Below are 24,768 nucleotides of genomic sequence, written 5' to 3'. Positions count from 1 at the left end.
CGGGCATCACCGCTCCCTGTCTTTGGTCTTCAGGAACAACTGCTCCACGACGATCGGCAGGATGAGGCTCACCACCAGCAGCATCGCCAGCGCATCGGCGAGATAGGGATCGGAGAACACATCGCCCGCGGTGAGCTCGCCGATGCGGATGGTGACAACATTGGCGCTGCCGCCAACCAGCGCCCACGCGGTGGCATACGTGCCCATCGCATTGGCGAAGAGAAGGAGGAAGGAGCCCAGGAGGCTTGGCGCCAGAATGGGGAGCCCGATGCGCCGCCAGAAGGCGAAGCGGCTGGCGCCCACCAGATGGGCCGCCTCCTCGATCTCGACGGTGATGGCGGCGAGGCTCGGCAGCACCAGAAGGATCGCGAACAGGATCTGGAAATAGGAATAGGCGATGACGAGACCCGAGGTCGAATAGATGTTGAAGTTCTCGAGGAGGCCGATCCGCTGCAGCAGGAGCGTGAAGGAACCGCTCACCCCGAGCATGATGACGAAGGCAAAGGCGAGCGGGAAGCCGGTGAAATTGGCCCCAATATTAGAGCAGATGACGATGAGTTGCTGTACCCGTCCGGGCATGCGCTTGAGGAGCACCGCAGCGGGGAGGCCGATGCCGAGGCCAATCAGTGCAGTGGCGACCGAAATGAGAAAACTCACCTTGAAGGAGCCCAGATAGAATTTGCTGGTGAGAATCTCGCGATAGTTGGAGAGCGAGAAGCTCGTCTCGGTCTGGATACTGTTGGCGGCGACCGCGAGCAGAGGCGCGATCTCGAACATGAGGATTACAAGGAGGAAAGGCACTGTGGCAAGCCATGCCAGAATCCGCGTCCTTGCCGATATGTCGATCATCGCCCCTCGTCCTGCGCGCGCGGCAAGGCTGAGAGAATGGAACAGAACGGGTGAGGTGCTCGGACGATCGAGGTCCGCTCCGTCCCCTCACCCTCTCCTTGCCGTACAACGAGGCTCATCGAGGCTCGGAGCGCTACATCTTCGACAGCACCTGGTCCTGCCAGGCGCGCCCGAGCTGTTTGGCTGCGTCCATCCACAGCGCGGAATTGACGGGCCGCGCCTTCGCATATTGCTCCTTGGGCAGAACATTTTCCGCCGCATCGGGAGGCAACGTGATGTGATCGATGAGGATCGGCCGCGCGAATCCTCGGGCGAAATTGATCTGCCCCTCTTCCGAGAAGATAAATTCGCGTGTCATCTTGGCGATGTTCGGCCGCTTGCTATACGCGTTGATTGTCGTCGTATAGCCGCTGATCACCGAGCCTTCCGCCGGGATCCATACGTCGAATTTTTCCTTGCCGACAAGATTGCGGTAGTTAAGCGCGTTGAAATCCCATACGATACCGACCTCGATCTCGCCCTTCTCCATGTTTCCGGGATTGGCACCGATGGTGAGAAGGCGCTTCTGCTCGGCGAGTTTGGCGAAGAGATCGAGGGCCGGCTGCAGGTTGTCTTCGCCGCCGCCGAGCGCGATTGCCGCCGCCAGCACCAGCGCATTGGATTGCGCCGCTTTGCCGACATCGCCAACCGCCACCTTGTAGTCGCCCGAGGCGAGATCGCTCCAGGTCTTGGGCGGGTTCGCAACCTTCTTGGAGACGAGGAAGGAGATCGTGCCGGTGTAACCCAGCATCCAGTGACCTTCGTCATCCTTGGCCCAGGCCGGGATCTTCTCCCAGTTGGTGGGCTTATAGGGCTGGCTGATGCCCTTCTTCGCCGCGATCGGCCCGAACTCGATGCCGATCTCGCCGAAGTCGGCCGAGGCATTGGCCTTCTCGGCTTCGAATTTCTGCAGTTCCTCGGCGCTGCTCATATCGGTATCGGTATGCTTGACACCATATTTGGCCATGATGCCCTTCCACTGGGCGCCCCAATTGGCCCAATCGTCGGGGCAACCGAGACTGACGATTTCGCCTTCCTTGCGCGCCGCCTCCTCCAGTTCGGCGAGCGTTTCGGCGCCGGCTGGCGCGGGGAGGAAAGCGAGGCTGGTCGTCGAGAGAAGTCCGAGAAGTGTGGTCCTGCGTGTGATCAGCATCTTGAGTGACTCCGGTTGACGGTACGGCGAACCCTATTTGCTACCCGCATGTCAGTTGCATGTGGGTTTGGCGACGGCAGACCTTGCGGGCCGCAAAATTGCAGGAGTCGAGCGTTCGCCGATGGCCTGCCGAGCGAGGAAAGTCGCTGGACGAAGCCCGGCAGGCTATTGGGATCAGTCTCCGGCAAGTGGGCAGCCGGAGAAAGAAGTCACGAACGCTTAAATCCACCCGCGAGCAAAGATTAAGCCTTCCCCTTGAGCTTGCGGCGGACTGGCCACCGCATGCAGTGCGCTCTGCACACACCGATCAAATGCCCAAACGGTCAATCTGTCAATTCAAAATGGCTGTTCAGTCATGGATATTTGGGCGGCTGGCCAGGACTGCTCCATTCCTTGGATGGGGAGGAAATTCACTGTCGCTCATGCCTCCTCATCCGCCACGATAATCTCGACGCCGGCGAGCTTGAGGACGCTTTCGAGCGCCGCATCGACGGGCTTGTCGGTGATGAGGCGGTCGATCCGCTCCGGCCCGCAAATCTGGAGGAGCGCATTGCGGTTGAGCTTGCTCGAATCCGCCAGCACCGTGATGCTTCTGGCGCTCTCCGTCATGGCGCGCGCCACATGGGCCTCGTCTACGCTGTAATCCATGATCTTGCCGGCCGAGCTGACGCTTCCCACCGCCAGCACGGCATGGTCAGCATGGATCCTCTGGATCTGCTCCACCACCTGCGCGCCCAGTGTTTCGAAGGCATCGCCATAATAGCTGCCGCCCATCAGGTAGACGGGACCGCGCTGCGGCGCTTTCCACATCTCGGCCGCCACCGGCGTGGCATTGGTCATAATAGTGAACGGACCGTACTGTGCCAGCTGTTCGGCGAAGAAGATGGTCGTCGTTCCACAATTGATGAGGAGACTATCGCCTGGCTCGAACAGCTTCGCCGCTCGTTTTCCGATACGGATTTTCTCCAGCCTTGCGGTGGCGCGACGCTCGTCGAGCGGACTCTCATGCGCCGACTGGGTGGCGGGCGCCGTCGTCGCCCCGCCATGGAATTTGCGCAAGAGCCCTTGCTCGGAGAGGCGAGCCAGATCACGCCGGACCGTCTCGCGCGAGATGTCGAGATCTTGCGCCAACTCGTCCACCGTCACGCGGGCGGATTGCTGCACCAGCTCGAGGATTTTGCTCCGGCGGTCGGCAGGTCGCATCTTGAAGGTCTCCTATTCGGCGCAATCGGGCGGTCCGCCAGCATGGGCGGATCGGGGCGACAGTTTTCCCTGCTCTTCGCAAAACGGTCAACAGACGGAACAAGGCGCGGGAAAGATGGCGGCTACACAGCCGGGTCGGTCACACGCCGCGATAGCCGAATTTGACGATGCCGGTGCGCATCAAAACATACATGAGAGTGAAGACGGCGAAGACCAGGCCGTTGGTGAGTGCGGCGAGAGCAAATAGCTCGGGGCCGAGACCGAAGCGTAGCGAGCCCCAGGCGACCGAGGGCAAGGTCGGGATGGCGCCCAGATTGTAGAAGGAGATTTCGAGATTGTTGAAGGCGAGGATGAAGCTGATGAGAAAGGCGCCGAAAAGGCTCGGCCAGATGGTCGGCAAAGTGACTTCCCAGAAGCAGCGGGCCGGACTGGCGCCGAACACCATGGCGGCGTCATCCATCTGCCAGTCGTAGCGCACCAGTTGGGCGAGCACGATGAGGAAGGCGAAGGCGGTGCCCTCGACCGCATTGGCGGCGATCGCCGAAAAGAGATTGCCGGGAAGCCCGAGCAGGCGGGCGTTGAAGGCGAGCGATGAAATTCCGATCAGCAGCTCCGCCACGAAAAGCGGCGCCAGGAAAGCGATCAGGATCAGCGCTCGGCGGCGCGAGGGAAAACGCAATACGCCGATGACGCCGGCGGTGGCGAGCAACGTCGAGAGGATGCCGCTCCCCAGGCCGATGATAAGGCTGTTCTTGAGCGCATCGGCGTAAAGCGAATTGTCCAGAAGCTCGACATAGGCGTCAGTGGTGAAGGAAGGTGGGAACGGCCAGACGATGTCCTGCGAGAAGGAAGCATAAATGACGAACAGGATCGGCGCATAGAGGAACACATAGAGGAGACAAAGCAGGAAGCTCATCGCCAGGCGCCGCCAGCCCTCCGCCTGATCGCCGACCGACGTCATGGCGCCCCCATGCCGGTGAAGCCGCTGCGCTTGAGATTGATGGTGAAGCCCATCACCGCGAGCACCAATAGCGAGAAGGCAAAGAGGACGACGCCCATGGCCGAGCCCAGCGCCCAGGTGCCGGTCTCGCCGAATTGCTGACCGAGGCTCATGCCGAAGGAGGTGGCGCTGGGCCCGCCGAGGAAACGCGGCGTCACCGCCGAAGCGAGGCAGGGAATGAACACCAGCGCCAGGCCAATGGCGGTGCCGATCCAGTTGAGCGGCCAGGTCACCTCGATGAAGGCACGCCACGGGCCGGCGCCGTTGATCTTCGCCGTCTCGAGCAAGTCAAAGTTGAAATTGACCAGCGACAGATAGATCGCCGTCACCATGAAGGGAACGAAGAGATAGACATGGCCGATAGTGGCCGCGAGCGGCGTGTACATCAAGGCGGCGATGGGCGGCATGCCGAAGATGCCGAGAGCCATATTGATCAGGCCGCCAGGACCGAAGATACCCTGGAGGGCGGCGATGCGCAGGATAACGCCGGTGAAGAAAGGCGCCGCCAGCAGCAGCACCAGCAGCAGGCGGTAACGTCCGCCATGGCGGGCGATGAAATAGGCGACCGGCCAGGCGTAGAGAAGACAGAGTAGCGACGTCACCAGGGCGCCGACGAGCGAGCGCAGCAGGAAGGTGCGATAGGCAGGCTCGGTGAAGAGCACGCGGTAATTGTCGAGATTCCAGTCGGGATAGAGCTCGTAGCTCTCGGTGCGCCAGAAGCTGAACATGAAAATCGCCAGAAGCGGCAGCAGCAAGGTCACCAGGATGAAGAGAACACCCGGCCCGGCCAGCAGCAGCAAGGGTGGAATGCGCTTCACGACCTGAAACACATGCCGGCGGTCACCGACCACGCGACCGACACGGCCTCGCCGATCGCCACTTTCTGATCGCGTGAGGAAGCACTGGCGACGATCTCGCTGCCGTCGGCGAGGCTCACAATGTAATTGGCGGTCTGGCCCTTGAAGATGATGTCGCGCAGGCGGCCCGCGAGATGATTGCCGTTCGCCGTGCGCTCGGGCGTCACTTCGATATCCTCATATTTGATGAAGAAGCGGATATTGTCGCCGGCCGCGATGCCGCCCGGATGCGGCAGATGCAGCCGATGTCCGCGCCACGTCAGAGCCAGGCTGTCCGGACCGACCATCTCAGCGCGCCCCGTCAATTGGTTCGACTGGCCGACAAACGCGGCAACGAAGGCCGTGGCGGGCTTCCGATAGACGTCGTTGCGGGGACCTATCTGCTCGAAGACGCCATTGCGCATGACGGCAATGCGATCGCTCATGGTCAAGGCTTCTTCCTGATTGTGTGTCACATAGACGAAGGGGATATCGAGCTCCTTCTGATAGCGGCGAATCTCGACCTCCATCTCGGCGCGCAATTCGCGGTCGAGATTGGCGAGCGGCTCGTCGAGGAGGAGAAGGGCAGGTCGGGAGATGAGGCCGCGCGCCAGCGACACGCGCTGCTGCTGGCCGCCCGAAAGCTCATTGGGATAGCGCTCGGCGAGGCCGTCGAGCCGCAAAAGCTTCATCGCCCAAAGCAGGCGCCCGTCGCGCTCGGCGCGTGCCACCTTCTGCATGCGCAACGGAAAGACGATGTTCTCCGCCACCGTCTTGTGCGGAAAGAGCAGGAAATTCTGGAACACCATGCCGATGCGCCGCTTATAGGGCGGCATGGCGGTGACATCCTGGCCACGCACCAGGACGCGGCCGGCCGTCGGGCGCTCCAGGCCGGCAATAATGCGCAGCATTGTCGTCTTGCCGGAACCGCTCGGGCCCAGAAGCGAGAAGAACTCGTCCTGGCCGATATCGAGATCGATGCCGTCGACCGCCTTGACAGGTCCGAAATGCTTCGAGACGGATTGAAGCGACAACGATGCCGGCCGGTCGTCTGCCTTCGTCATCGCCTCTTCCGCCGTTTGCAGTTGTTCTGTCTTAAGACGCTTCAACATCCGACCAGATGCGTTCCCATTTTTCCGGCGACGAGGGCTGATCGAACATGTGGAGTTGACTCGCTTCGGCGCTGCGATTCTGGAAATAGAGCGCGATCTCGTCTTCCGACATCAAAGAGCGCACATCGACCACGCCGCCATAGCCGGTCGAGCGCACGACACGTACATAGTTCTCCTTCTCGAGGAAGAGATTGATCCAGGCATGGGCGAGCTCGGTGCGCTCGCTGTCGGCGTCGGCGCTCACCATCCAGGTATCAACCCAGCCGAGGCCGCCTTCCTTCGGCTTCAGCACATGCTCGACATCGAAGTCGATCTTGCCGTCCTTGCGCAGCACCGTGAGCTTGCGATAGCTCTCGGCGAATTCGGGCGCCGCCCAGACCGACTTGGCACGCATCAGGCGGTCGAGCGCGTCATAGTCCTGATAGCGGGTGAGCAGCAGCTTCTTCTGCTCGATGAGCAAGCGTTTCGTTTCGGCGAGTTCGTCGTCGGTGAGCTGATAGGGATTGAACGACTTGCCGTCGGGCCGCGAGCCGTCCCTGGTGCCGAGCTTGGTCGCGGCGAGGATGCCCATCAGCGCGATATTCTCCTCGAAGCGCGAATTGGTAGAGAAATGCCCGGCATATTTGGCGTTCAGCAAGAGATCGATCGAGCCTACATCCTCCTTGGCGATCATCGAGCTGTTGATGGTGATGCCGTAGCCGCCCCAGCAATTGGGCGCAGCGACATTGTTCTTGCCCTCGTCGTCGGAGAGAAGGACGAACTTGTCGGGATGGAAGTCGGCGAACACTCCGCTCATATTGGGGATCTTGCCGTAATCGAGCGCTTTGGTGAGACCCTGGCGGAAATACAGGCGCGGCCAGAAGCCGTCGGCCATCACCATGTCGAAGTCCTTGGTGCCGCCGACCTTCAGCTTGTTGAAGGCTTCGGAATTTCCGTCGAAAAAAGTCGGCGCGAACTTCGCTTTGAACTTGTCCTCGAAGGCGGCGATCGTCTCGTTGATCGCATAAGGCTGCCACATGAGAAGCCGCAATGTCGGCGTCGCGGCTTGCGCATCGCCGATGAACGGTCCCGGGCGGCCCAGAACGAGCGCGCCCAATGCCGCCGTGGCGGCGCCCCTCTTCAGCACGGCGCGGCGCGATAACTTCCCTTCCTTCACGGTCGGCATGTTCCTTCCCTCCTTTGTGCTGTTTATTTTTTCCACAAATTACAACATTATTGCTACAGAATGCAAGAAAATGCTATAAATCGCACAACAAGCCACAACGAAAAATTTGCCCAATCTTTTCAAATGACTAGGAGACGGCCGTGCTTGCAGAGGAGCGCCAGAATCACATTCTATCGCTGGTGAGGGCCCATCGGTCGATCTCGATCACCGAAATCCAACGCCGGCTGAATGTCTCGCGCGAGACGATAAGGCGCGATCTGGTAACGCTCGCCGAGCAGCGCAAATTGCGTAAAACCCATGGCGGGGCGATCTCGCTCGAAACGCACGAGCCGGAAATGGCGGTGCGCCAGGTTACCAATGTCGGCGGCAAACAGGCGATCGGCCGCCTTGCCGCCAGCATGATTCCCGACGGCGTCTCGATCATCCTGGCCGGCGGCACGACCGTGCAGAGCGCCTCAGATAATCTTGCGACACAGCAGAATCTCACCGTCTTCACCAATTGCCTGGCCAGCGCCATGAAGCTCTCGGGCCGCAACGGCAACCGGGTGCATCTCATCGGCGGCGAGATCCAGGCGCAGAACCAGGCCTGCCTCGGCCGCGACGCCACGCAGATGCTCGCCAATTACTTCGCCGACTTCGCCATCATCGGCGCCGGCGCCATCTCGCCGCGCGGCACCCTCATGGATTTCAGCCGTGAGGAAGCGGAACTGCACAATCTCATGCTGCAGTCGGCGCAGACCGTGATCGTCGTCGCCGATCACCAGAAATTCGGCCGCTACGCGCCGGTGCAGGTGCAGAGCCTCGAGCGCACGCATTATCTCGTTACCGACCGCGAGCCCGACGCCGATATGGCGGAAGCCCTCTCGCCGCTCAGCGTCGAGGTACTGGTGGCCCACAACTAGCCAGACAATCAAGAGATGAATGGGAGAGACTGATGAAAGACGAAGCGCTGCGCCGCGAGATGATCGCCACCTGCATATTCATGAATGAGCGCGGCATCAACCAGGGCACGTCCGGCAACATCAGCGTGCGCGTCGAGGGCGGCTTCCTGATCACGCCCTCGGGCGTTCCCTATGCGGACATGCAGCCGGAAGACATCGTCCATATGAAGCTCGACGCATCGCATACGGGGCCGCGCAAGCCCTCGACCGAATGGCGCTTCCACCGCGACATCATGAAGAAGAAAAAAGAGGTCGGCGCCGTCATCCATCTGCATTCGATGTTCTGCACCTCGCTCTCCATGCTGCGGCGGGAGATCCCCGCGGTCCATTACATGATCGCGGCGGCGGGCGGACCGACGGTTCCTTGCGTGCCCTATGTCACGTGGGGGACGCAGGAGCTTGCCGATTACATATTGGCGGCGCTCGAAACCCGGCACGCCTGTCTCCTCGCCAATCACGGCATGGTCTGCGTCGGGCCTAATCTCAAGAAAGCGGCCTGGCTCGCGGTCGAGATCGAGACGCTCGCCGCGCAATATTGGCGGGCGCTGCAGATCGGCGTGCCGCATATCCTGCCCGACGAGGAGATCCAACGCGTCATGGAGAAGTTCAAAAGCTACGGCCAGGGCAAAGAGAAACGCGTCCCCACCTGCTGCTGATCATGCTGGTCGGCGTCGATATCGGCACACAGAGCCTGAAGGTCGCGGTGGCGGATGCGACGCTCGCCGTGCGGGGCGAGGCACAGCGTACATATTGCACAGACTTCGCAACGGCCGGCCATGCCGAGCAGGATCCCCGCCTGTGGGAGGAAGCGCTCAGGCCCGCCATCGCCGAGGCGCTCGCCGCGGCGAGGACGCCGCCGCGGCAGGTGACGGCACTGGCGCTGTGCGGCCAGCTCGACGGCTGCATTCCGGTCACGGCGCGCGGTGAAGCGCTCACCTCCTGCCTCACCTGGATGGACCGCCGCGCCGACGCGGAAATCGCCGATATCGACCACCGGCACTTGCATCGCACGACCGGCCTCATCGCCGATGCGAGCCATCTCGGCGCCAAGATCCGCTGGCTGAAGCGGCAAGGCGGCGTTCGGGCGGCGCGTTATCACCAGCCCGTCTCCTATCTTGTCGAAAGATTGACCGGCGCAGCCGTGATCGACCACGCGCTCGCCTCGACCAGCATGCTCTACGGCCTGACGGCCTGCGACTATGACGCGTCCTTACTGTCGGCCTTCGGCGTGGATAGAACTGAGCTGCCGAGAATAGCGCGCGCCGACGAGATCGCCGGCAACCTCACCGATCAGGGCGTCGAGCTGACCGGGCTAATGCCGGGCCTGCCGGTCGCGGTCGGCACGGGCGATGATTTCTCGACACCGCTTGGCGCCGGCCTCGCCGAACCGGGCGCGGTCTCGGTCGCCGTCGGCACCGGCGAAGTGGTGGGCGCGCTTTTCGCCGCGGCCGTCATAGATCCCGAACGGCTGGTCGAGACACATGCCTATCCCTCAGGCGGCTATTTCGTCGAAAATCCCGGCTGGCTGGCGGGCGGCGCCGTCGCCTGGCTCAAAGACCTGTTGCGACTTTCCGATTTCGCCGCCTTCGACGCGGAAGCGGCCAAGGCGCCGGCCGGCTCGGACGATCTTCTGTTCCTGCCGGCGCTCACCGGAGCCATGGCGCCCGAATGGAATGCCGGGGCACGCGGCTGCTTCTACGGCCTGACGCCCGCTCATGGCGCCCGGCATCTCGCGCGCGCGGCGCTCGAAGGCTGCGGCTTCGCCATGCGCGACGTGCTCGATCGTCTCATCGCACTCGGCGCGGCGCCCCGGCACATCACGCTCCTGGCCGGCGGCGCCCGCAGCCGGCTGTGGGCGCAGATCCGTGCCGATATCGCCCAGCTGCCGGTTGCCCTGCCTCCCACTACACATGGCTCGGTGATGGGTGCGCTCATGCTGGCGGGCGTCGCTTCCGGCCGCTTCAGCCATCTCGCGGACGCGGCACGCCGGGTGGCGCAGCCTGCCGAGTTTCTTGCCCCCGATCCCGCCAACGCGGCCAGGCTCGATGACGCCTATCGGCGCTACCGGCAGCTCTTCGCCGCACTGAAGGATCTTTTCCCGCAACCCAGCCGGACGAGCTGAACCCCATGCCGAGCCCAGACAAGATTACCCAGCTTCTCGACGGCACCTATGAAGACCCGGACGGCCTCGGCAAGCAGCGTGTCGATACGCGCTTGCTCGTCATCGCGCCGCAGCTCGACGGCATGGAGCGCGATCTCATCAAGGCGCTCGATCTCGGCCGCCATGTCGCAGTGGTGAGTGATCAGACCACCCACGCGATTTTGGGGCAGAGAGTGGAGCGGGCGCTCGCCGGCCTGTGCACGGTCCATAGCCTCGTTCTTCCCGAAGCGCCGCATCCCGACGACGATACGGTGGGCGCGATCCGCAAGGAGACGACGGGAGCCGATGCGCTCATCGCCATCGGCTCCGGCACCATCAACGATCTGTGCAAATATGCGAGCGCCCAAGACAAGAAGCCCTATGCCGTCTTCGCCACTGCGCCGTCGATGAACGGCTATACGTCGGTCAATGCCGCCATCACCGTGCACGGCCACAAGAAATCCTTGGCAGCGCAAGCTCCGCGCGGCGCGTTCTTCGATCTGGCGATCCTTGCCGCCGCACCCAAGCGTCTCATCCGCTCGGGCCTCGGCGACAGCCTGTGCCGGGCGACCTCGCAGGCCGACTGGCTGCTCGCCCATCTCCTCCTCGACCAGCCTTACCGGCGGCTTCCCTATGCGCTCCTCAAGGACGATGAAGCCCCGCTCTTCGCCCAATCGGCGGCGCTGATGGCGGGTGATCTCGCCGCCATGGAGCGGCTGGTGCGCACCCTGGTGCTGTCGGGCTTCGGCACCGCCATCCACGGCAGTAGCCAGCCGGCGAGCCAGGGTGAGCATCTCATCAGCCACTATATCGACATGCTGGGCGATCCGGAGCGCCCGCTCGTCTATCACGGCGAGCAGATCGGCGTGACGACTCTGTCGATGGCACGGCTGCAGCATGAGATGCTCAAGCGCCCTCCCCGCCTCGCCGCCGATAACGAATCTCAGGCGAGCTTCACCGCCCGCTACGGCCAGACACTCGGATCTTCCTGCTGGGAGGACTTCGCCCATAAGCGACTCAGCGCCGAAAAAGCCGAGGAGCTCAATGACCGCATCGCTCGTTCATGGCCGGACACCGCCGAAAAGATCGCCGCCATATCGCTCACGCCCGATCACCTTGAAAAGGTACTCAAGACGGCCGGCGCACAAGTCATGCCGGAAGCGATCCACCTGCCGCGCGCCTTCTATCATCAGGCGCTGCTGCGCTGCCGGGAGATCCGCAACCGCTACACCTTCCTCGATCTCGCCGCGAATGCCGGCATGCTCGCGCCTATGCTGGCGAAGCTCTAAAGTGATGGCTTTAGGATGAGTCGCCATCGCGCTTTATCTTCTTGTTTGTGCATGATCTTTTCGGAAACCGCTTCGCATGGTCGGGTCAAGCCCGACCACAAGCTTTCCGGATCATGCTCCAGACCGGCCCAGGCTCTTCAGTGCCAACAAAGCGCGATCGCGTGCCGCGGCATGGTCGACGATACGCGCCGGGTAGCCTTTGACATCCGTCTCATGCTCCCAGGGCCGATGAAGGACGGCGTTGGGGAGATCCCTCAGCTCAGGACACCATTTGCGCACATAATCGCCCTGCGGATCGAATTTCTCGCCCTGCAACACGGGGTTGAAGATGCGGAAATAGGGGGCCGCATCGGCGCCGGATCCCGCCACCCATTGCCAACTCGCCGCATTATTGGCGATGTCGGCGTCGAGAAGCGTGTCCCAGAACCACTTTTCACCGGCCCGCCAGTCGATCAGCAGATCCTTGATCAGGAAGGACGCCGCGATCATGCGCACTCGGTTGTGCATGTAGCCGGTTGTCCATAATTCGCGCAGTCCCGCATCGACGATCGGATAGCCGGTTTCGCCCCGTTGCCACGCCGTCAGGGCCTTGGGGTCATGGCGCCAGGGAAAATCATCGAACTTCGCCTGGAAGGCCTTGTCGGGCAGATCCGGCCAGTGATGCAGCAGGTGACAGGAGAATTCACGCCACAGGAGCTCGCTCAGGAATTTCTCACCCGGCCGGTCGAGCCGGCCATGGGCCGCGGCCATGGCGCTGCGCAACGCGGTCCAGCATTGGACCGGGCTGATCTCGCCCCAGTGAAGATGCGGCGAAAGCCGCGAGGTACGTTCCAGATCCGGCCGGTCACGGCCGTCGGCATAATCGGCGAGCGCATCGGCAATGAAGCTTTCAAGCCGCCGCCTCGCCCCCTCCTCGCCTGGCGACCAGTCGGCGAAACCCGTCGACCAGTCGGGGTGGCGCGGCGACAATCGCCAATCCTCCAGCCTGTCGCTGTGGATATGGCCAGACGACGGCGTGATGTTCCGGGGCGCCGGACGTGGCGCACGCGGATCACCCACTGCGAAGCAGGCGCGGGAAAACGGCGTGAAGACCTTGTAGGGCTCGTTCTGCCCGGTCCTGATCGCCTCGGGCTCATGCAGAAGGAAGCCGCCATAACGATGGCAGGCCACATTCTCGGCCTCGGCGGCGTCCTTGATGCGTTTCTCCAGCGCACCCGCCCAGGGCGCATAGTCGCGAGTGAAATGGAGGGATGCGGCACCCGACTCGCGCAGCACATCCGCGATGACCTTATCGGCAGCGCCGCGCCGCAAGATGAGAGGCGTTTTGAACCGCGCCAATCGTTCCGTCAGCTGAACCAGGCTCTTATGCAACCACCAACGGCTGGCGCCGCCCCAGGCCCAGACGCCCGGCGTCACATCGTCGAGCACGTAAAGGCAGATGAGCGGCCCTGCTTCGGCGGCCCGATGCAGCGCCGCATTATCGGCAAGCCGCAGGTCCTGGCGAAACCACATCACGGCCGGCTTCGACATCGTCTCAAAATCCTTTCCTATCGCTCACAACACCGTGAAGCCGGGATGCAAATCAGGATTTTAGGCCGACGGCAGGCGTAAAACACCTATCCACATTCACACGGAGGAAAACGACATGCCGATGCAACTCGACCGCCGCACCCTGCTGACCGGCAGCGCCGCCCTTGGCCTTTCGTCCGTCGCCTTCGCCCCCGCCGCGCGCGCCGCCGCACCCATGAGCAACAGCGTTGGTGCGCCCTATATGCGCTACAAGCTTGGTGAGTTCGAGATCACCGCCTTCAATGACGGCACCCGCGTCACGCCGAATCCTGAGAAGGTCTTCGGCGTCAACCAGAAACCGGAAGACGTTGCGGCGGCGACGGCCGCGAACTTCCTGCCCGCCGACAAGATGGTCAACAGCTTCACGCCGGTCCTCGTCAATACCGGCAAGGAGCTCGTCCTGTTCGACAGCGGCAACGGCGCCAATGGCCGCCCCGCCACCGGCCACCTCGCGAGCCAGCTCAAGGCGGCCGGCTTCTCGCCCGAGCAGATCGACGTCGTCGTCATCACCCATTGCCATCCCGATCATATAGGTGGGCTGATGGAGGATGGCGCGGCACTTGCCCCCAAGGCGGACTATGTGATCGGCGAGGCCGAATATGCCTTCTGGTCGTCGCCCGACCGCGCCAATGGACCGACCACCAATGCCGCCAAGGTCGTGCAGGCCAATGTGGTGCCGCTCAAGGACAAGATGACCTTCGTCAAGAAGGACGGCGAGGTGGCGGCCGGAATCCACGCCGTCGAGGCCTTCGGTCACACGCCGGGCCATATGGCCTGGCATGTCGAGAGCCAAGGCAAGCGGCTCCTGATCGGCGCCGATTTCTGCAATCACTATGTGCTGTCGCTGCGCTATCCGAAATGGCATGTCAGCTTCGATGCCGACAAGGACAAGGCGGTCGAGACCCGCCTCATGCTGCTCGACATGCTGAGCGCCGACAAAATTCCCTTCACCAGCTATCACATGCCGTTCCCCGCGGTCGGCTTTGTCGAGAAAGGCGCCGATGGCGGCTATCGCTTCGTGCCGGCGAGCTATCAGCTCATGCTGTAGTTCGCGTCCAACAATCGGGTTGCGCTTTTCAAACTTGACATCTCGTCAAGATTGTTTCCATTATGTTCTCCCATGCCGTTTGTGGGAGAACTTGATCCATGTCCCGGCCGGAGACTTCGACACCCCCCGATGACCTCGTCCACTTGGCGGAGACGGGCAACGCCGATGCGCAATGCGATCTGGGCCGTTGGTATGCGGAGAATTTGCCCGAGACACCCTATGCACGAATGTGGTTCCGCCGCGCGGCAGACCAGGGCTTGCCCAGAGCTCTTCACAATATGGGCGTCCTCGCCGCCAGAGCCGAAGACAATGAACTTGCTATAGAATGGTTCAGGAAGGCTGTCGCGGCGGACTGGCTCAACTCGATTTTCCCCTTGGGCAAACTGCTGCAAGAAAGCGGCGACATGCAAGATGCGCTCGAGATCTATAATCAGGGAATTGTAAGGGGCTGCGCCGACTCCATGCATGCGATGAGCGAGTTGATCCTCGATAATGAGATCAGCAGGCTCTACGAGAATGCACATGATTGGTGCGAAAGGGCGGTCGCCGAAGGTCATCTTGGTGCTCACATGCAACTCGCCCGGATGTACCATGAGGGCCTGGGCGTGCAACCTGATCCGCGGCAGGCCGTCTCATTGTGGTTGCGGGCCGCGTGGCAGGGACATCGAGGCGCACAGCTGATGATCGGCATGGCCTGCGACGTCGGTCGCGTCCTGAAGGAGGATCGGGTCGCGGCCATGCGTTTTCTCTCCGCCAGCGCCGCTCACGGATATGATGCGGCCGAAGCCTGTTTGAGCAGTGTGGAGCGCAAGCTCACGCGCGAGGAAAGAGCGCGGTTCGAGGCTGATCCGATCCTGGGCACGCGTCCGGACTCTGAGGCTTCAACCAACGCTCCCCCTTCCCATCTTCTGTGGGCCGCAGAGGCCGGTGACGTGGAGTCTCAGAACTATGTCGGTGTCTGGTACTCGAATAACCAGCCTGATACAGCCCAGGCCGTTATGTGGTTCAGCCGTGCCGCGGATCAGGGCGATGGCAACGCCTTTCACAGTCTGGGCGTCGAGGCCTTCAATTCAGGCGACATGCCTCTCGCCACCGAGTGGTACAAGAAGGCGATTGCGGCGGGAGTACGGGATTCTCTCTATAACTTGGGTTGGATTCTCAATGAGAATGGGGAGACTGCCAAGGCCCTGGAGCTATTCCAGCAGGGAGCAGAGCGGAACTGTCCCAGTTCCCAATGCGCCCTCGGCCGCCACGCCTTTTACGAGAGAACGCCGGAGTCGTACAAAAAAGCGCGCTATTGGGACGAGAAGGCGGCGATGCAGGGCGTCGCCGACTCGCAGGCGCGCCTGGGCACCATATATCACGAAGGCCTGGGGGTCGAGCCCAATGAGGAAGAGGCGATCCATTGGTGGCAACAAGCGGCGCGCCAAGGACATCACATCGCTCTGTATAAAATGGGTGTCGCGCGTCACAAGGGGATCGGCATAGCCAAGGATCTGCTCGCCGCAATGCTGTTTCTCAGGGCCAGCGCGGCTCACGGCAACGAGGACGCCAAAAACTACTTGCCGCAGGTGGAGGCCGAACTGACGCCTGACGAAAAACTCGAGCTCGAGGCCTAGACGAGCTCAATCATGCATTGATCGGGACAGCGGTCGATGGCGCTAGATCACGATGAGTTTGGATTGAATCAATCCAAACTCATAAACGTGATCGATTCTTATATATTAGCGCGGGATTCTTGCGAAAAACCGGTGCCCACTTTTTCGCATCCCGCGCTAAGCCTTCACCTTCGCCTTGGCGGCGGCGCGCTTGTCGAGGAGGCGCGTCAGCCAGTCGGGATCCATCTCCGGCACGGAGGAGAGAAGCAGCTCGGTATAGGGCGGATGCGGCGGCGAGAGCACTTCCGTCTTGAGCCCCTGCTGCACCACACGGCCCTGATACATGACCACGATCTCGTCGGCGATGGCGCGCACCGTCGCGATGTCATGGGTGATGAAGAGATAGGAGACATTGGTCTCTTTCTGCAGCTTGAGCAGCAGCTTGAGGATGCCTTCCTGGACGATCTGGTCGAGGGCGGACGTCACTTCGTCACAGATGATGAGCTCGGGATCAGCGGCAAGTGCGCGCGCGATGCAGATGCGCTGCTTCTGGCCGCCGGACAGCTCGCCCGGCAGGCGGTCGATCAGATCCTCGCTGAGCTCGATCTGCTCGAGAAGCTCGACCACCTTGCGGTCGCGCTCCTGGCCCTTGAGACCCAGATAAAAGTCGAGCGGGCGGCCGATGACATCGCGCACCCTCTGGCGCGGATTGAGCGCCGTATCGGCCGACTGATAGATCATCTGGACGCGCCGCAGCGTCTCCTTGTCGCGATCCTTGAGCGCCCGCGGCAGGGGCTTATCGTTGAAATAGACCTGGCCCTTGCTGGGCGGCAGAAGTCCGGTGATGACGCGCGCCAGGGTCGATTTGCCGGAGCCCGATTCACCCACGACCGCTACCGTGCGCCCGCGCGGCACCTGGACCGTCACATTCTCGAGCACCTTGACGACGCCGCCATAGGTGGCCTCGACATCGTGGATGCGCAGCACCACGTCCTTGGCCGCGCGTTCCGGCATGGCGAGACCGCGCACCGCCCAGAGCGTCTTGGTATAGGCCTCTTTCGGATGCGCGAGCATTTCACGGGTCGGCGCCTCCTCGACCAGATTGCCGTAGCGCAGCACCATGATGCGATGCGCCATCTGGGCGACGACCGCGAGATCATGCGTGATGTAGATCGCCGCGGTATTGAATTGCTCGACGATATCGCGCATCGCCGCCAGGACGTCGACCTGGGTGGTGACGTCGAGCGCGGTCGTCGGCTCGTCGAAGATGATGAGATCGGGCCGGCACGACATCGCCATGGCCGTCATGGCGCGCTGCAGCTGGCCGCCCGACACCTGATGTGGGTAGCGATTTCCGATGGTGGCGGGATTAGGCAGCTTGAGCCTTGTATAGAGATCCTTGGCGTCGGCTTCCGCCTCATTGCGCGGGCGCACATCATGTCCGACCGCCGTCTCAACCGTCTGGTCGATGATGCGATGCGCCGGATTGAAGGACGCGGCCGCGCTCTGCGCCACATAAGCGATGCGCGAGCCGCGCAATGCTCGGCGCTCCTCCTCGCTCGCTTTGCGCAGGTCCATGCCGTCGAAGATGATGCTGCCGCCGGTGATGCGGCAGCCCGGCCGGGCGAAGCCCATGGCGGCAAGTCCAATGGTCGACTTGCCCGCTCCCGACTCACCGATCAGGCCGAGAACCTCGCCGCGCCGCAAGGTGAGGCCGACGCCCTTCACGATCTGGTGCCAGACATCGTCGCTCTGACCTTCGATCCTCAGATCCCTGATCTCGAGGAGTACCTCGCCCTTGGTGCGTTCACTTTTCATCACGCAATCCGCTCGTTTTGTGTAGGAACCAGTCGACCACGAAATTGACGGCGACGGTGAGCAGCGCGATGGCGCCCGCCGGTATCAGAGGCGTGATGTCGCCATAGGTGATGAGGGTGGCGTTTTCGCGCACCATCGTGCCCCAGTCGGCGGTCGGCGGCTGGATGCCGAGACCCAGGAAGGACAAGGAGCTGATGGTGAGGAAGACGAAGCAGAAGCGCAGGCCTAATTCGGCGACCATGGTCGGCATGATATTGGGCAGGACTTCCCTGAACAGGATCCAGCCCAGTTTCTCGCCGCGCAATTTGGCCGCCTCGACATAGTCCATGACCACGACATTCATGGCGACCGAACGCGCCAGGCGGAAAACGCGGGTCGAATCGAGCACCGCGATGATGATGATCAGATTCTTGACCGAGGAGCCGAAGATCGACAGCAGGATGAGCGCGAAGATGAGCAGCGGAATGGCCATCAACGCGTCGACGGCCCGCGACAGGAGCTGGTCAACCCAGCCGCGGAAGATCGCGGCGATGATGCCGAGGCCGCCGCCGATGGCGAAAGCGAGCAAGGTGGTGGCGAGCGCGATGCCGAGCGTGTTGCGCGCGCCATAGAGGATGCGGGTGAACATGTCGCGGCCGAGTTGGTCGGTGCCAAGCCAGTGGGTGGCGCTCCATAATTCGAAGGGCTGCTGGCTCACCACCTCGGCCTCGCCATAGGGCGCTATCCAGGGCGCAAAGAGTGCCACGAAGATATAGATGGCGATGACGATCATGCCGAACCAGGCGCTATACGGCGCCTTCTTCAGCGTCCGCCAGACATTCTGCGCCACTGTGCGGCGGGCTTTGACGCTGCGCGGTCTGGCGGGATCGGCTGTCTGGTCCGTGCTCATCGCGGGTGCAAAAGCCTCGGATTGGTGGCGATGGAAATGATATCGGCCAGCAGGTTGAGCAGGATGTAGGCGACGGCGAAAATCAGCGCGCAGGCCTGCACAACCGGGATGTCGCGCGAGCGCACCGCGTCGACCATGGCCTGGCCGACGCCCGGATAGACGAAGACCACCTCCACCACCACCGCGCCGACGATGAGATAGGCCATGTTGAAGGCGATGACAGTGGCGATCGGCGCCCAGGCATTGGGCAGCGCATGGCGCAGGATGATCTGGCCGGGCGACACCCCCTTGAGCCGTGCCATCTCGATATAGGGACTGGCGAGAAGGCTGATGATTGCGGCGCGCGTCATGCGCATCATATGGGCGACAATGATGAGCGTCAGGGTCAGAACCGGCAAAGCGGTGCGCTGCAACCGCTCGAAGAAGGGCATGTCCGCCGTCACATTGGACAGCGAGTGAAAGATCGGGAACTTCACCGCCAAAAACAGCATCAATATGTAGGCGACGAAGAATTCCGGGAAGGAAATCGTGGTGAGCGTCACCGCATTGACGGCACGGTCGAAGAAGCTGTTGCGATAAAGGGCGGCAAGCAGGCCCAATCCCAAGGCCAGAGGAACCGCGACAAGCGCGGTGATGCCGGCGAGAAACAAAGTGTTCAGAAGCCGCGGGCCGATGATCTCCATCACACTGCGGCGGAAGCCGACGCGGGACGAGAAGGACGAGCCGAAATCGCCCTGCAGCACGCCGCCGATCCAGTTGAGATAGCGCTCATGCGCCGGCTTATCGAGACCGATCTCCTTCTGGAAAGCCGCTACCGTCTCAGGCGTCGCCGACTGGCCCAAAATGGCCTTGGCGAAGTCGCCAGGCAGGAATTCGATGGCCGAGAAGATGATGAGAGACACGACAAAGAGCGTGATGAGTCCCAGCCCCAGACGCTGCAGTACCGTTCTCAGAAGTGGATGCATCGGCATAATCCAAAAAAACCGGGCCGCTCTCGCGAACGGCCCGGAACCCAATAATATTATGCAATCCACCAGCGCTCGGCGATCTTCAAGCCGTCATTCTCCCAGTTGGGAGCGACGTCGCCATGCGCGAGTTTCTTCGAATTGGCGGTCACGAAGTTGTTGAAGACGAGCACGATGGTGCCGCCGTCGTCATGCACGAGCTGTTGCATCTCGGCATAGATGGCTGCGCGCTTGGCCTCGTCGAGCTCGGCGCGCCCCTGAACCAAGAGCTCGTTGAAGCGTGGATTCTTCCAGAACGTCTCGTTCCAGGCGGCGTCCTTCGCATAGGCGATGGAGAAGGCCCAGTCGCAGGTGGGACGACCGCTCCAATAGCCGGCGCACCAGGCTTTCTTGAGCCAGACATTGTCCCAGTAGGCGTCCTCGGCCTCGCGCACGACATTGATGTCGATGCCGCATTTAGCCGCCGTCTCCTTGATGAGGACGCCGGCATCGACGGCACCGGCGAATGCCGCATCGGCGACCGAGAGATCTACCTTCAGGGTCTCGTAGCCCGCCTTCTTGAGATGGAACTTGGCCTTGTCCGGATCGTATTTGTATTTCGGCTCCGGATCGATCGCATACTTCACCGCCTTGGCGATCGGGTTGTCATTGCCGACCGTGGCATGGTCCAGGAAGATCTTCTTCTGGATCTCCTCGCGGTCGATCGCCCATTTCATGGCGGTGCGCACGTCGTTGTTGTCGAAGGGCGCCATGGTGGTGTTCATCGGCAGCACATAGTGGCCATAGCCCGAAAGCTCGAGGATCTCGACATTGGGGTTGCGCTTGAGAAGATCGAGCGTCTTAAGGTCGGCACGGCCGATCCAGTCGACATCGCCGGTGGTCAGCGCGTTGGTGCGCGCGGCGACATCGGTGATGGCGATGAACTCGACCTCGTCGAGATAGGGCTGGTTCGACTTGAAGTAGTTCGGATTGCGCTTGAACTTGGCCGACACGCCCGGCTCGAATTTCTCGAGCACGAAGGGGCCGGTGCGCACGCCCGACTGCCAATCCGACTTGCCGTCCTTCACCGGCATGATCGGAATGTGATAGTCGCTCACCAGATAGGGGAAGTCGGCGCTGCCGTCCTTGAGCGTGAATATGACCGTCTCCGGACCGTCGGCCTTGATATCGGCGATCGGATCGAGAAGCGACTTGGCGGCCGATTTGGAATCGGGTCCCATATGGTGGCGGAAGGAGGCGACGACGTCGTCGGCGGTCACCGTCTTGCCGTCATGGAACGTGGCGCCCTTGCGCAGCTTGAACGCCCATTTCTTGGCGGCGTCGGACGGCTCGTAGGATTCGGCGAGATCGGGCACCACATTGCCTTTGGCGTCGATCTCGGTGAGGCTGTTCGACAAGGCGCCCCAGAAGGCGCATTGGGTGAAGGTGTCGGGATAGCCGACGGGGTCCAGCGTATCGGTCGTGGCGCCATGGGCCAGACCAAAACGGGCGGAACCGCCCTTCTTCGGCTCGGCACGCGCCGCCTTGACGAACATCATATTGCCGGCCGCCGCGGTGAAGCCCGCCAGCATGGCGAGCTGAACGAAATCACGACGGGAAACCTTGCCCTTGCCGGCAAGGCTGGTGGCTAATTTAAGTTTCTGCTCTAATTCGCTCATTGCGGATGTCTCCTTCGAATGTGCATTTCCAAATCGAGGAGGGGCCGCAATCCGTGCGCCTAATACCGGAGCCTGCGCTCACTGCATAGCCGGCGCGCAGTCACCGTCTCCTCCCCGATACCGTCCAGTTAAGCCCTGTATTCGTTTTTATCATTTTCGGTATGCAAAACTGTCATGATGCCAGCACCTCGTCAATGGTTCTGACGCCTCGTGGCGCCTGTCATACGACAAGTTTAATGCCCAGGCTCGATTACGACATGTTAATGCAAAAACCGTCTCGCATCCCGCGCTAGGCCGCTGTCAGATTCACAAATGTCACGAGGGATGCGGTTCTCCCCCTCGCCCCTCAAAGAGGGGAGAGGGAGGGGCCCAACGCGCCAGCGTTGGGAGGGTGAGGGGCATCCTTGTTACCCCTCCTTCTAGCTAACGCAGCAATCGCGATAGATCCGCTAATCATTCCGCCAAGAGACCGGGTGCCCCTCACCTTCCCATTGCTTCGCAATGGGCCCCTCCCTCTCCCCGCTCCCGCGGGGCGAGGGGAAGAACGGCACTTCTCGTGAAATATGTGCATACGATAGCGGCTTTCGCCGGGATGACGAAACTGGTGGTGAAATCGGCGATTTCCTGGCCGGCTGGCGAAACTCCCTCCTCCGTCATTCCGACGAGGTCGTCGCGCTAGGAGGGGATCAACGCCTTGACCGCCTCCAGGGTCTCGGCCTCCGGGGCGGGCTTGTCCCAGCGGATGCGGTGCACGCGCGGGAAGCGCAAAGCGACGCCGGACTTGTGCCGGCTGGAGGGTTGCACGGCATCGAAGGCGATTTCCAGAACGAGGTGCGGCGCCACCTGCCGCACGGGGCCGAAACGCTCGACCGTATTGGTCCTGATCCAGCGATCGAGACGCAGGAGCTCCTCGTCGGTGAAGCCCGAATAGGCCTTGCCCACCGGCACAAGCTCCTCCGGCGTCTTCCACACCCCGAATGTGTAGTCGGAATAATACGAAGAGCGCTTGCCCGAGCCACGCTGGGCATACATCAGCACGCAATCGAGGGTGAGCGCGGCGCGCTTCCATTTGTACCAATGGCCCTTCGGCCGGCCGGCCAGATACGGGCTGTCCTTGCGCTTGAGCATCAGCCCCTCGATGCCGTTCTCGCGCGCCCGCTGCCATTTCTCCTCCAGCTCGCTGAAGGCCGCAAATGGCACGAGCGCGCTCACATCGGCGAGACTGGGCGTGAAGCGCTCATACCAGGCTTCAAGCCTGGCGCGGCGCTTGAGGTAGCTCAGTTCGCGCATATCCTCATCGCCATCGAAGAGGATGTCGTAGAGGCGGATATGAGCCGGATAGTCCTGCAGCATCTTGCCCGTCACGCTCTTGCGGTTGAGGCGCTGCTGCAGATCGTTGAAGGGCGCCACCGCCCCGTCGCGCAAGACGAGAAGCTCGCCGTCGAGCACCCCCGTCGTATGCGCGAAGGCCTGGACGATATCGGGAAAAGCGCTCGAAATGTCATCGCCGGCGCGCGAGAAGAGACGCACATCGCCAGGACGCGCCGAAATCTGCACCCGGATGCCGTCCCATTTCCATTCGGCGGCGATCTGCTCGGGCGCCAGTCCCTGCCAGTCGCCCGCCTCGATCGGATGGGCCAGCATCACCGGCCGGAAGGTCGCCTTGCGGCCGGGATCGGGCCGCTCTCCCCGTCCCTCCAGCCAGGCGAACATTTCGTCGTAGGGCGGCGCCACGGCGTGCCAGACCTCCTCTATCTCCTCGACAGTGCGACCGAAGCTCTGCGCGATGGCCGTCTTGGCAAGGCGAGCCGAGACGCCGACGCGTAAGGCGCCCGACAGGAGCTTGAGCAAGGCGAAGCGGCCCTTGACGTCCAGCCGGTCGAGCAGGCGTTCCAGCACACGGGGAAACTCACGCGACGAGGCGGCGCTCACCTCGGCCACGACATCGCCGATGCTGGGCGGCGGCGCATTGGCGCGGGAATCCGGCCACAGAAGTGAGACCGTCTCAGCCGTATCGCCGACATAATCGCGCGACAGGCGATAGAGCAGCGGATCGACATGCGGCTCGAGAATGGTCTGCAGTGTCTTGCGGAGCGGAAGGCGCAAAGGCAGGCCGTCGGTCAGCGCCGCCAGCGCCCAGCCGCGATCGGGATCGGGGACCTTGCGGAAATAGTCCTCGAGCAGCTTGAGCTTGGCGTTGCGCGCCGTGGTGTAGACGAGCCGATCCAGAAGCTCGGCAAATTCCTGCATATGCTCTCTCTATCACGTCGCGATCCGAGGACCGCATCACGAAAGGATTCGCACCAAATCAGTATGTCGGAGCAAATCCTTGTCGCCAAAGTCTGCAACCTTGGCGGGATTTGCTCTAATCACCTTCATCCTCGAAACCGATGAGCGCCAGCGCCCGGCCGCGGCGACCCATGAGGCCGATCTGATGCACCAGCGCATCCTCGCGGCCATGGGTGACCCAGATCTCCCCTGCCCCGGTTTCCTCGATCGTCCTCAAGAGTTCCGGCCAGTCGCAATGATCGGACACCACCAGCGGCAGCTCGACGCCATGCTGGCGGGCGCGCCCCCTTCACCCGCATCCAGCCCGAGGCATAGCAGGTCAAAGGATCGGCAAGCCGCCTTGACCAGCGGTCGCTCAGGGCGCTCGGCGGGCAGAGCACCAGGGCGCCCTTGAGCTCCGCCGGTTCGCTGTCCGCCACGTCGCGCAATTCGCCGAGATCGATGCCGAGGCGTATATAAAGGTCGCAGAGACTGCGCAGACCGCCATGCAGATAGATGGGGCGGTCATAACCCGCCTGGCGGGCGAGCGCGATCATACGCTGGCACTTGCCGAGATTATAGGCGCCCAGAAGATGGGTCCGTTCGGGATTGGCCGCCAGCGAGGCCAGCAGCCTCAGCGCCTCCTTCTCCGCCGGCTCATGGCGGAAGACCGGCAGGCCGAAAGTCGCCTCGGTGACGAAGAGATCGCAGGGCACCAGCTCGAAGGGCGCGCAGGTCGGGTCGGGCGAGCGCTTGTAGTCACCCGACACGACGGCGCGAGCCCCCTGCCAGTCGAGCACGATCTGGGCCGAGCCCAGAATGTGACCGGCGGGAACCAGTTTCACGGTGACGCCATTGATCGACTGGGCACCATTGGCGGGCGAGAAGCTGCCGGCGCAGTCGGCGCCATAGCGCACTTTCATGATCTCGATGGTTTCCGCCGTTGCGAGCACAGCGCCGTGCCCTGAGCGCGCATGGTCGCCATGACCGTGGGTAATGACGGCGCGATCCACCGGCAGATGCGGATCGATATGGAACTGACCCGGCGCGCAGTAAAGGCCGCGTTCGGTCGGATAGAGCCAGCTTTCCGGGCGGGGTGTCGGCATGGGACCTCAATATCGGGTTTTGCCCAGCTAAGACCATACCGATGTCAGTTTCTGTCAGGACGTCGCGTGCGCGAAATTGGGGGCCCCCGCCCACTGATAGAGCTGTTCCGCGCGGTTCCTCG

General features: G+C 62.4%; 19 protein-coding genes and 1 pseudogene. 6 read left to right on the top strand and 14 right to left on the bottom strand.

What is annotated here, in order from left to right; all coding sequences use genetic code 11:
• Nucleotides 1-6 precede the first annotated feature (6 nt).
• From G5V57_RS15325 to G5V57_RS15295, 7 genes are all read right to left on the bottom strand, one after another.
• A complete protein-coding gene (locus tag G5V57_RS15325; protein ID WP_165168395.1) occupies nt 7-849 on the bottom strand; it encodes an ABC transporter permease subunit in 843 nt (280 codons plus the stop codon).
• Nucleotides 850-982: 133 nt separating this feature from the next.
• Nucleotides 983-2,041, bottom strand: a complete 1,059-nt coding sequence (locus G5V57_RS15320) for an ABC transporter substrate-binding protein (RefSeq protein WP_165168394.1) — start codon at nt 2,039-2,041, stop codon at nt 983-985.
• Between the two features lie 420 nt (nt 2,042-2,461).
• On the bottom strand, nt 2,462-3,244 hold the full coding sequence (locus G5V57_RS15315; RefSeq protein ID WP_165168393.1) for a DeoR/GlpR family DNA-binding transcription regulator: 783 nt from the start codon (nt 3,242-3,244) through the stop codon (nt 2,462-2,464).
• Nucleotides 3,245-3,383: 139 nt separating this feature from the next.
• Nucleotides 3,384-4,205: an ABC transporter permease gene (locus G5V57_RS15310; RefSeq protein ID WP_206530270.1), complete on the bottom strand. Its 822-nt coding sequence runs from the start codon at nt 4,203-4,205 to the stop codon at nt 3,384-3,386.
• The gene (locus G5V57_RS15305) at nt 4,202-5,062 is read right to left on the bottom strand and encodes an ABC transporter permease (protein WP_165168392.1); all 861 of its coding nucleotides are present in this window, start codon (nt 5,060-5,062) and stop codon (nt 4,202-4,204) included. The genes G5V57_RS15310 and G5V57_RS15305 overlap by 4 nt, the downstream gene beginning before the upstream one ends.
• Entirely contained in the window at nt 5,059-6,144 is a 1,086-nt protein-coding gene (locus tag G5V57_RS15300; protein ID WP_165168391.1) for an ABC transporter ATP-binding protein, read from the bottom strand. Before G5V57_RS15300 ends, G5V57_RS15305 begins: the two co-directional genes overlap by 4 nt.
• 31 nt (nt 6,145-6,175) lie before the next feature.
• Entirely contained in the window at nt 6,176-7,357 is a 1,182-nt protein-coding gene (locus tag G5V57_RS15295; protein ID WP_165168390.1) for a PotD/PotF family extracellular solute-binding protein, read from the bottom strand.
• A 140-nt stretch (nt 7,358-7,497) separates the two neighbouring features.
• On the opposite strand from G5V57_RS15295, the gene G5V57_RS15290 reads away from it, so the two are divergent.
• From G5V57_RS15290 to G5V57_RS15275, 4 genes are read left to right on the top strand one after another with little or no spacing between them, the layout of a single operon-like run.
• Nucleotides 7,498-8,259: a DeoR/GlpR family DNA-binding transcription regulator gene (locus tag G5V57_RS15290; protein ID WP_165168389.1), complete on the top strand. Its 762-nt coding sequence runs from the start codon at nt 7,498-7,500 to the stop codon at nt 8,257-8,259.
• A 32-nt stretch (nt 8,260-8,291) separates the two neighbouring features.
• On the top strand, nt 8,292-8,954 hold the full coding sequence (locus G5V57_RS15285) for a class II aldolase/adducin family protein (protein WP_206530269.1): 663 nt from the start codon (nt 8,292-8,294) through the stop codon (nt 8,952-8,954).
• A 2-nt stretch (nt 8,955-8,956) separates the two neighbouring features.
• Nucleotides 8,957-10,420: an FGGY-family carbohydrate kinase gene (locus tag G5V57_RS15280; RefSeq protein WP_165168388.1), complete on the top strand. Its 1,464-nt coding sequence runs from the start codon at nt 8,957-8,959 to the stop codon at nt 10,418-10,420.
• Nucleotides 10,421-10,425: 5 nt separating this feature from the next.
• On the top strand, nt 10,426-11,727 hold the full coding sequence (locus G5V57_RS15275; protein WP_165168387.1) for a sn-glycerol-1-phosphate dehydrogenase: 1,302 nt from the start codon (nt 10,426-10,428) through the stop codon (nt 11,725-11,727).
• Between the two features lie 111 nt (nt 11,728-11,838).
• Here G5V57_RS15275 and G5V57_RS15270 read toward each other — a convergent pair whose 3' ends face one another.
• Nucleotides 11,839-13,257: a deoxyribodipyrimidine photo-lyase gene (locus G5V57_RS15270; protein ID WP_165168386.1), complete on the bottom strand. Its 1,419-nt coding sequence runs from the start codon at nt 13,255-13,257 to the stop codon at nt 11,839-11,841.
• Between the two features lie 115 nt (nt 13,258-13,372).
• Between G5V57_RS15270 and G5V57_RS15265 the strand changes: the two genes are divergently transcribed.
• On the top strand, nt 13,373-14,344 hold the full coding sequence (locus G5V57_RS15265) for an MBL fold metallo-hydrolase (protein ID WP_206530268.1): 972 nt from the start codon (nt 13,373-13,375) through the stop codon (nt 14,342-14,344).
• Nucleotides 14,345-14,442: 98 nt separating this feature from the next.
• Entirely contained in the window at nt 14,443-15,963 is a 1,521-nt protein-coding gene (locus G5V57_RS15260; RefSeq protein WP_165168385.1) for a tetratricopeptide repeat protein, read from the top strand.
• 156 nt (nt 15,964-16,119) lie between these two features.
• On the opposite strand, the gene G5V57_RS15255 is transcribed toward G5V57_RS15260, so the two are convergent.
• The 6 genes and pseudogenes from G5V57_RS15255 to G5V57_RS15230 form a co-directional block, all read right to left on the bottom strand.
• Complete coding sequence (locus G5V57_RS15255) at nt 16,120-17,760, bottom strand: ABC transporter ATP-binding protein (protein WP_165168384.1); 1,641 nt, start codon at nt 17,758-17,760, stop codon at nt 16,120-16,122.
• Complete coding sequence (locus G5V57_RS15250) at nt 17,750-18,649, bottom strand: ABC transporter permease (RefSeq protein ID WP_165168383.1); 900 nt, start codon at nt 18,647-18,649, stop codon at nt 17,750-17,752. The genes G5V57_RS15255 and G5V57_RS15250 overlap by 11 nt, the downstream gene beginning before the upstream one ends.
• Nucleotides 18,646-19,614: an ABC transporter permease gene (locus G5V57_RS15245; protein ID WP_165168382.1), complete on the bottom strand. Its 969-nt coding sequence runs from the start codon at nt 19,612-19,614 to the stop codon at nt 18,646-18,648. The genes G5V57_RS15250 and G5V57_RS15245 overlap by 4 nt, the downstream gene beginning before the upstream one ends.
• 56 nt (nt 19,615-19,670) lie before the next feature.
• Complete coding sequence (locus G5V57_RS15240; RefSeq protein WP_165168381.1) at nt 19,671-21,272, bottom strand: ABC transporter substrate-binding protein; 1,602 nt, start codon at nt 21,270-21,272, stop codon at nt 19,671-19,673.
• Between the two features lie 675 nt (nt 21,273-21,947).
• Nucleotides 21,948-23,522, bottom strand: a complete 1,575-nt coding sequence (locus G5V57_RS15235) for a cisplatin damage response ATP-dependent DNA ligase (protein ID WP_165168380.1) — start codon at nt 23,520-23,522, stop codon at nt 21,948-21,950.
• 115 nt (nt 23,523-23,637) lie between these two features.
• Nucleotides 23,638-24,646: pseudogene (locus G5V57_RS15230) on the bottom strand (ligase-associated DNA damage response exonuclease).
• Between the last annotated feature and the right edge of the window lie 122 nt (nt 24,647-24,768).

It is taken from the genome of Nordella sp. HKS 07 (genome assembly GCF_011046735.1).
Classification (GTDB): domain Bacteria; phylum Pseudomonadota; class Alphaproteobacteria; order Rhizobiales; family Aestuariivirgaceae; genus Taklimakanibacter.
This window is presented reverse-complemented; position numbering and strand designations above follow the sequence as displayed.

Excerpts from the sequence above, each read along its gene's own strand:
- G5V57_RS15325 (WP_165168395.1), bottom strand. The coding sequence starts at position 849 with ATGATCGACATATCGGCAAGGACGCGGATTCTGGCATGGCTTGCCACA.
- G5V57_RS15320 (WP_165168394.1), bottom strand. The coding sequence starts at position 2,041 with ATGCTGATCACACGCAGGACCACACTTCTCGGACTTCTCTCGACGACC.
- G5V57_RS15315 (WP_165168393.1), bottom strand. The coding sequence starts at position 3,244 with ATGCGACCTGCCGACCGCCGGAGCAAAATCCTCGAGCTGGTGCAGCAA.
- G5V57_RS15310 (WP_206530270.1), bottom strand. The coding sequence starts at position 4,205 with ATGACGTCGGTCGGCGATCAGGCGGAGGGCTGGCGGCGCCTGGCGATG.
- G5V57_RS15300 (WP_165168391.1), bottom strand. The coding sequence starts at position 6,144 with ATGACGAAGGCAGACGACCGGCCGGCATCGTTGTCGCTTCAATCCGTC.
- G5V57_RS15295 (WP_165168390.1), bottom strand. The coding sequence starts at position 7,357 with ATGCCGACCGTGAAGGAAGGGAAGTTATCGCGCCGCGCCGTGCTGAAG.
- G5V57_RS15285 (WP_206530269.1), top strand. The coding sequence starts at position 8,292 with ATGAAAGACGAAGCGCTGCGCCGCGAGATGATCGCCACCTGCATATTC.
- G5V57_RS15280 (WP_165168388.1), top strand. The coding sequence starts at position 8,957 with ATGCTGGTCGGCGTCGATATCGGCACACAGAGCCTGAAGGTCGCGGTG.
- G5V57_RS15275 (WP_165168387.1), top strand. The coding sequence starts at position 10,426 with ATGCCGAGCCCAGACAAGATTACCCAGCTTCTCGACGGCACCTATGAA.
- G5V57_RS15270 (WP_165168386.1), bottom strand. The coding sequence starts at position 13,257 with ATGTCGAAGCCGGCCGTGATGTGGTTTCGCCAGGACCTGCGGCTTGCC.
- G5V57_RS15265 (WP_206530268.1), top strand. The coding sequence starts at position 13,373 with ATGCCGATGCAACTCGACCGCCGCACCCTGCTGACCGGCAGCGCCGCC.
- G5V57_RS15260 (WP_165168385.1), top strand. The coding sequence starts at position 14,443 with ATGTCCCGGCCGGAGACTTCGACACCCCCCGATGACCTCGTCCACTTG.
- G5V57_RS15255 (WP_165168384.1), bottom strand. The coding sequence starts at position 17,760 with ATGAAAAGTGAACGCACCAAGGGCGAGGTACTCCTCGAGATCAGGGAT.
- G5V57_RS15250 (WP_165168383.1), bottom strand. The coding sequence starts at position 18,649 with ATGAGCACGGACCAGACAGCCGATCCCGCCAGACCGCGCAGCGTCAAA.
- G5V57_RS15245 (WP_165168382.1), bottom strand. The coding sequence starts at position 19,614 with ATGCATCCACTTCTGAGAACGGTACTGCAGCGTCTGGGGCTGGGACTC.
- G5V57_RS15240 (WP_165168381.1), bottom strand. The coding sequence starts at position 21,272 with ATGAGCGAATTAGAGCAGAAACTTAAATTAGCCACCAGCCTTGCCGGC.
- G5V57_RS15235 (WP_165168380.1), bottom strand. The coding sequence starts at position 23,522 with ATGCAGGAATTTGCCGAGCTTCTGGATCGGCTCGTCTACACCACGGCG.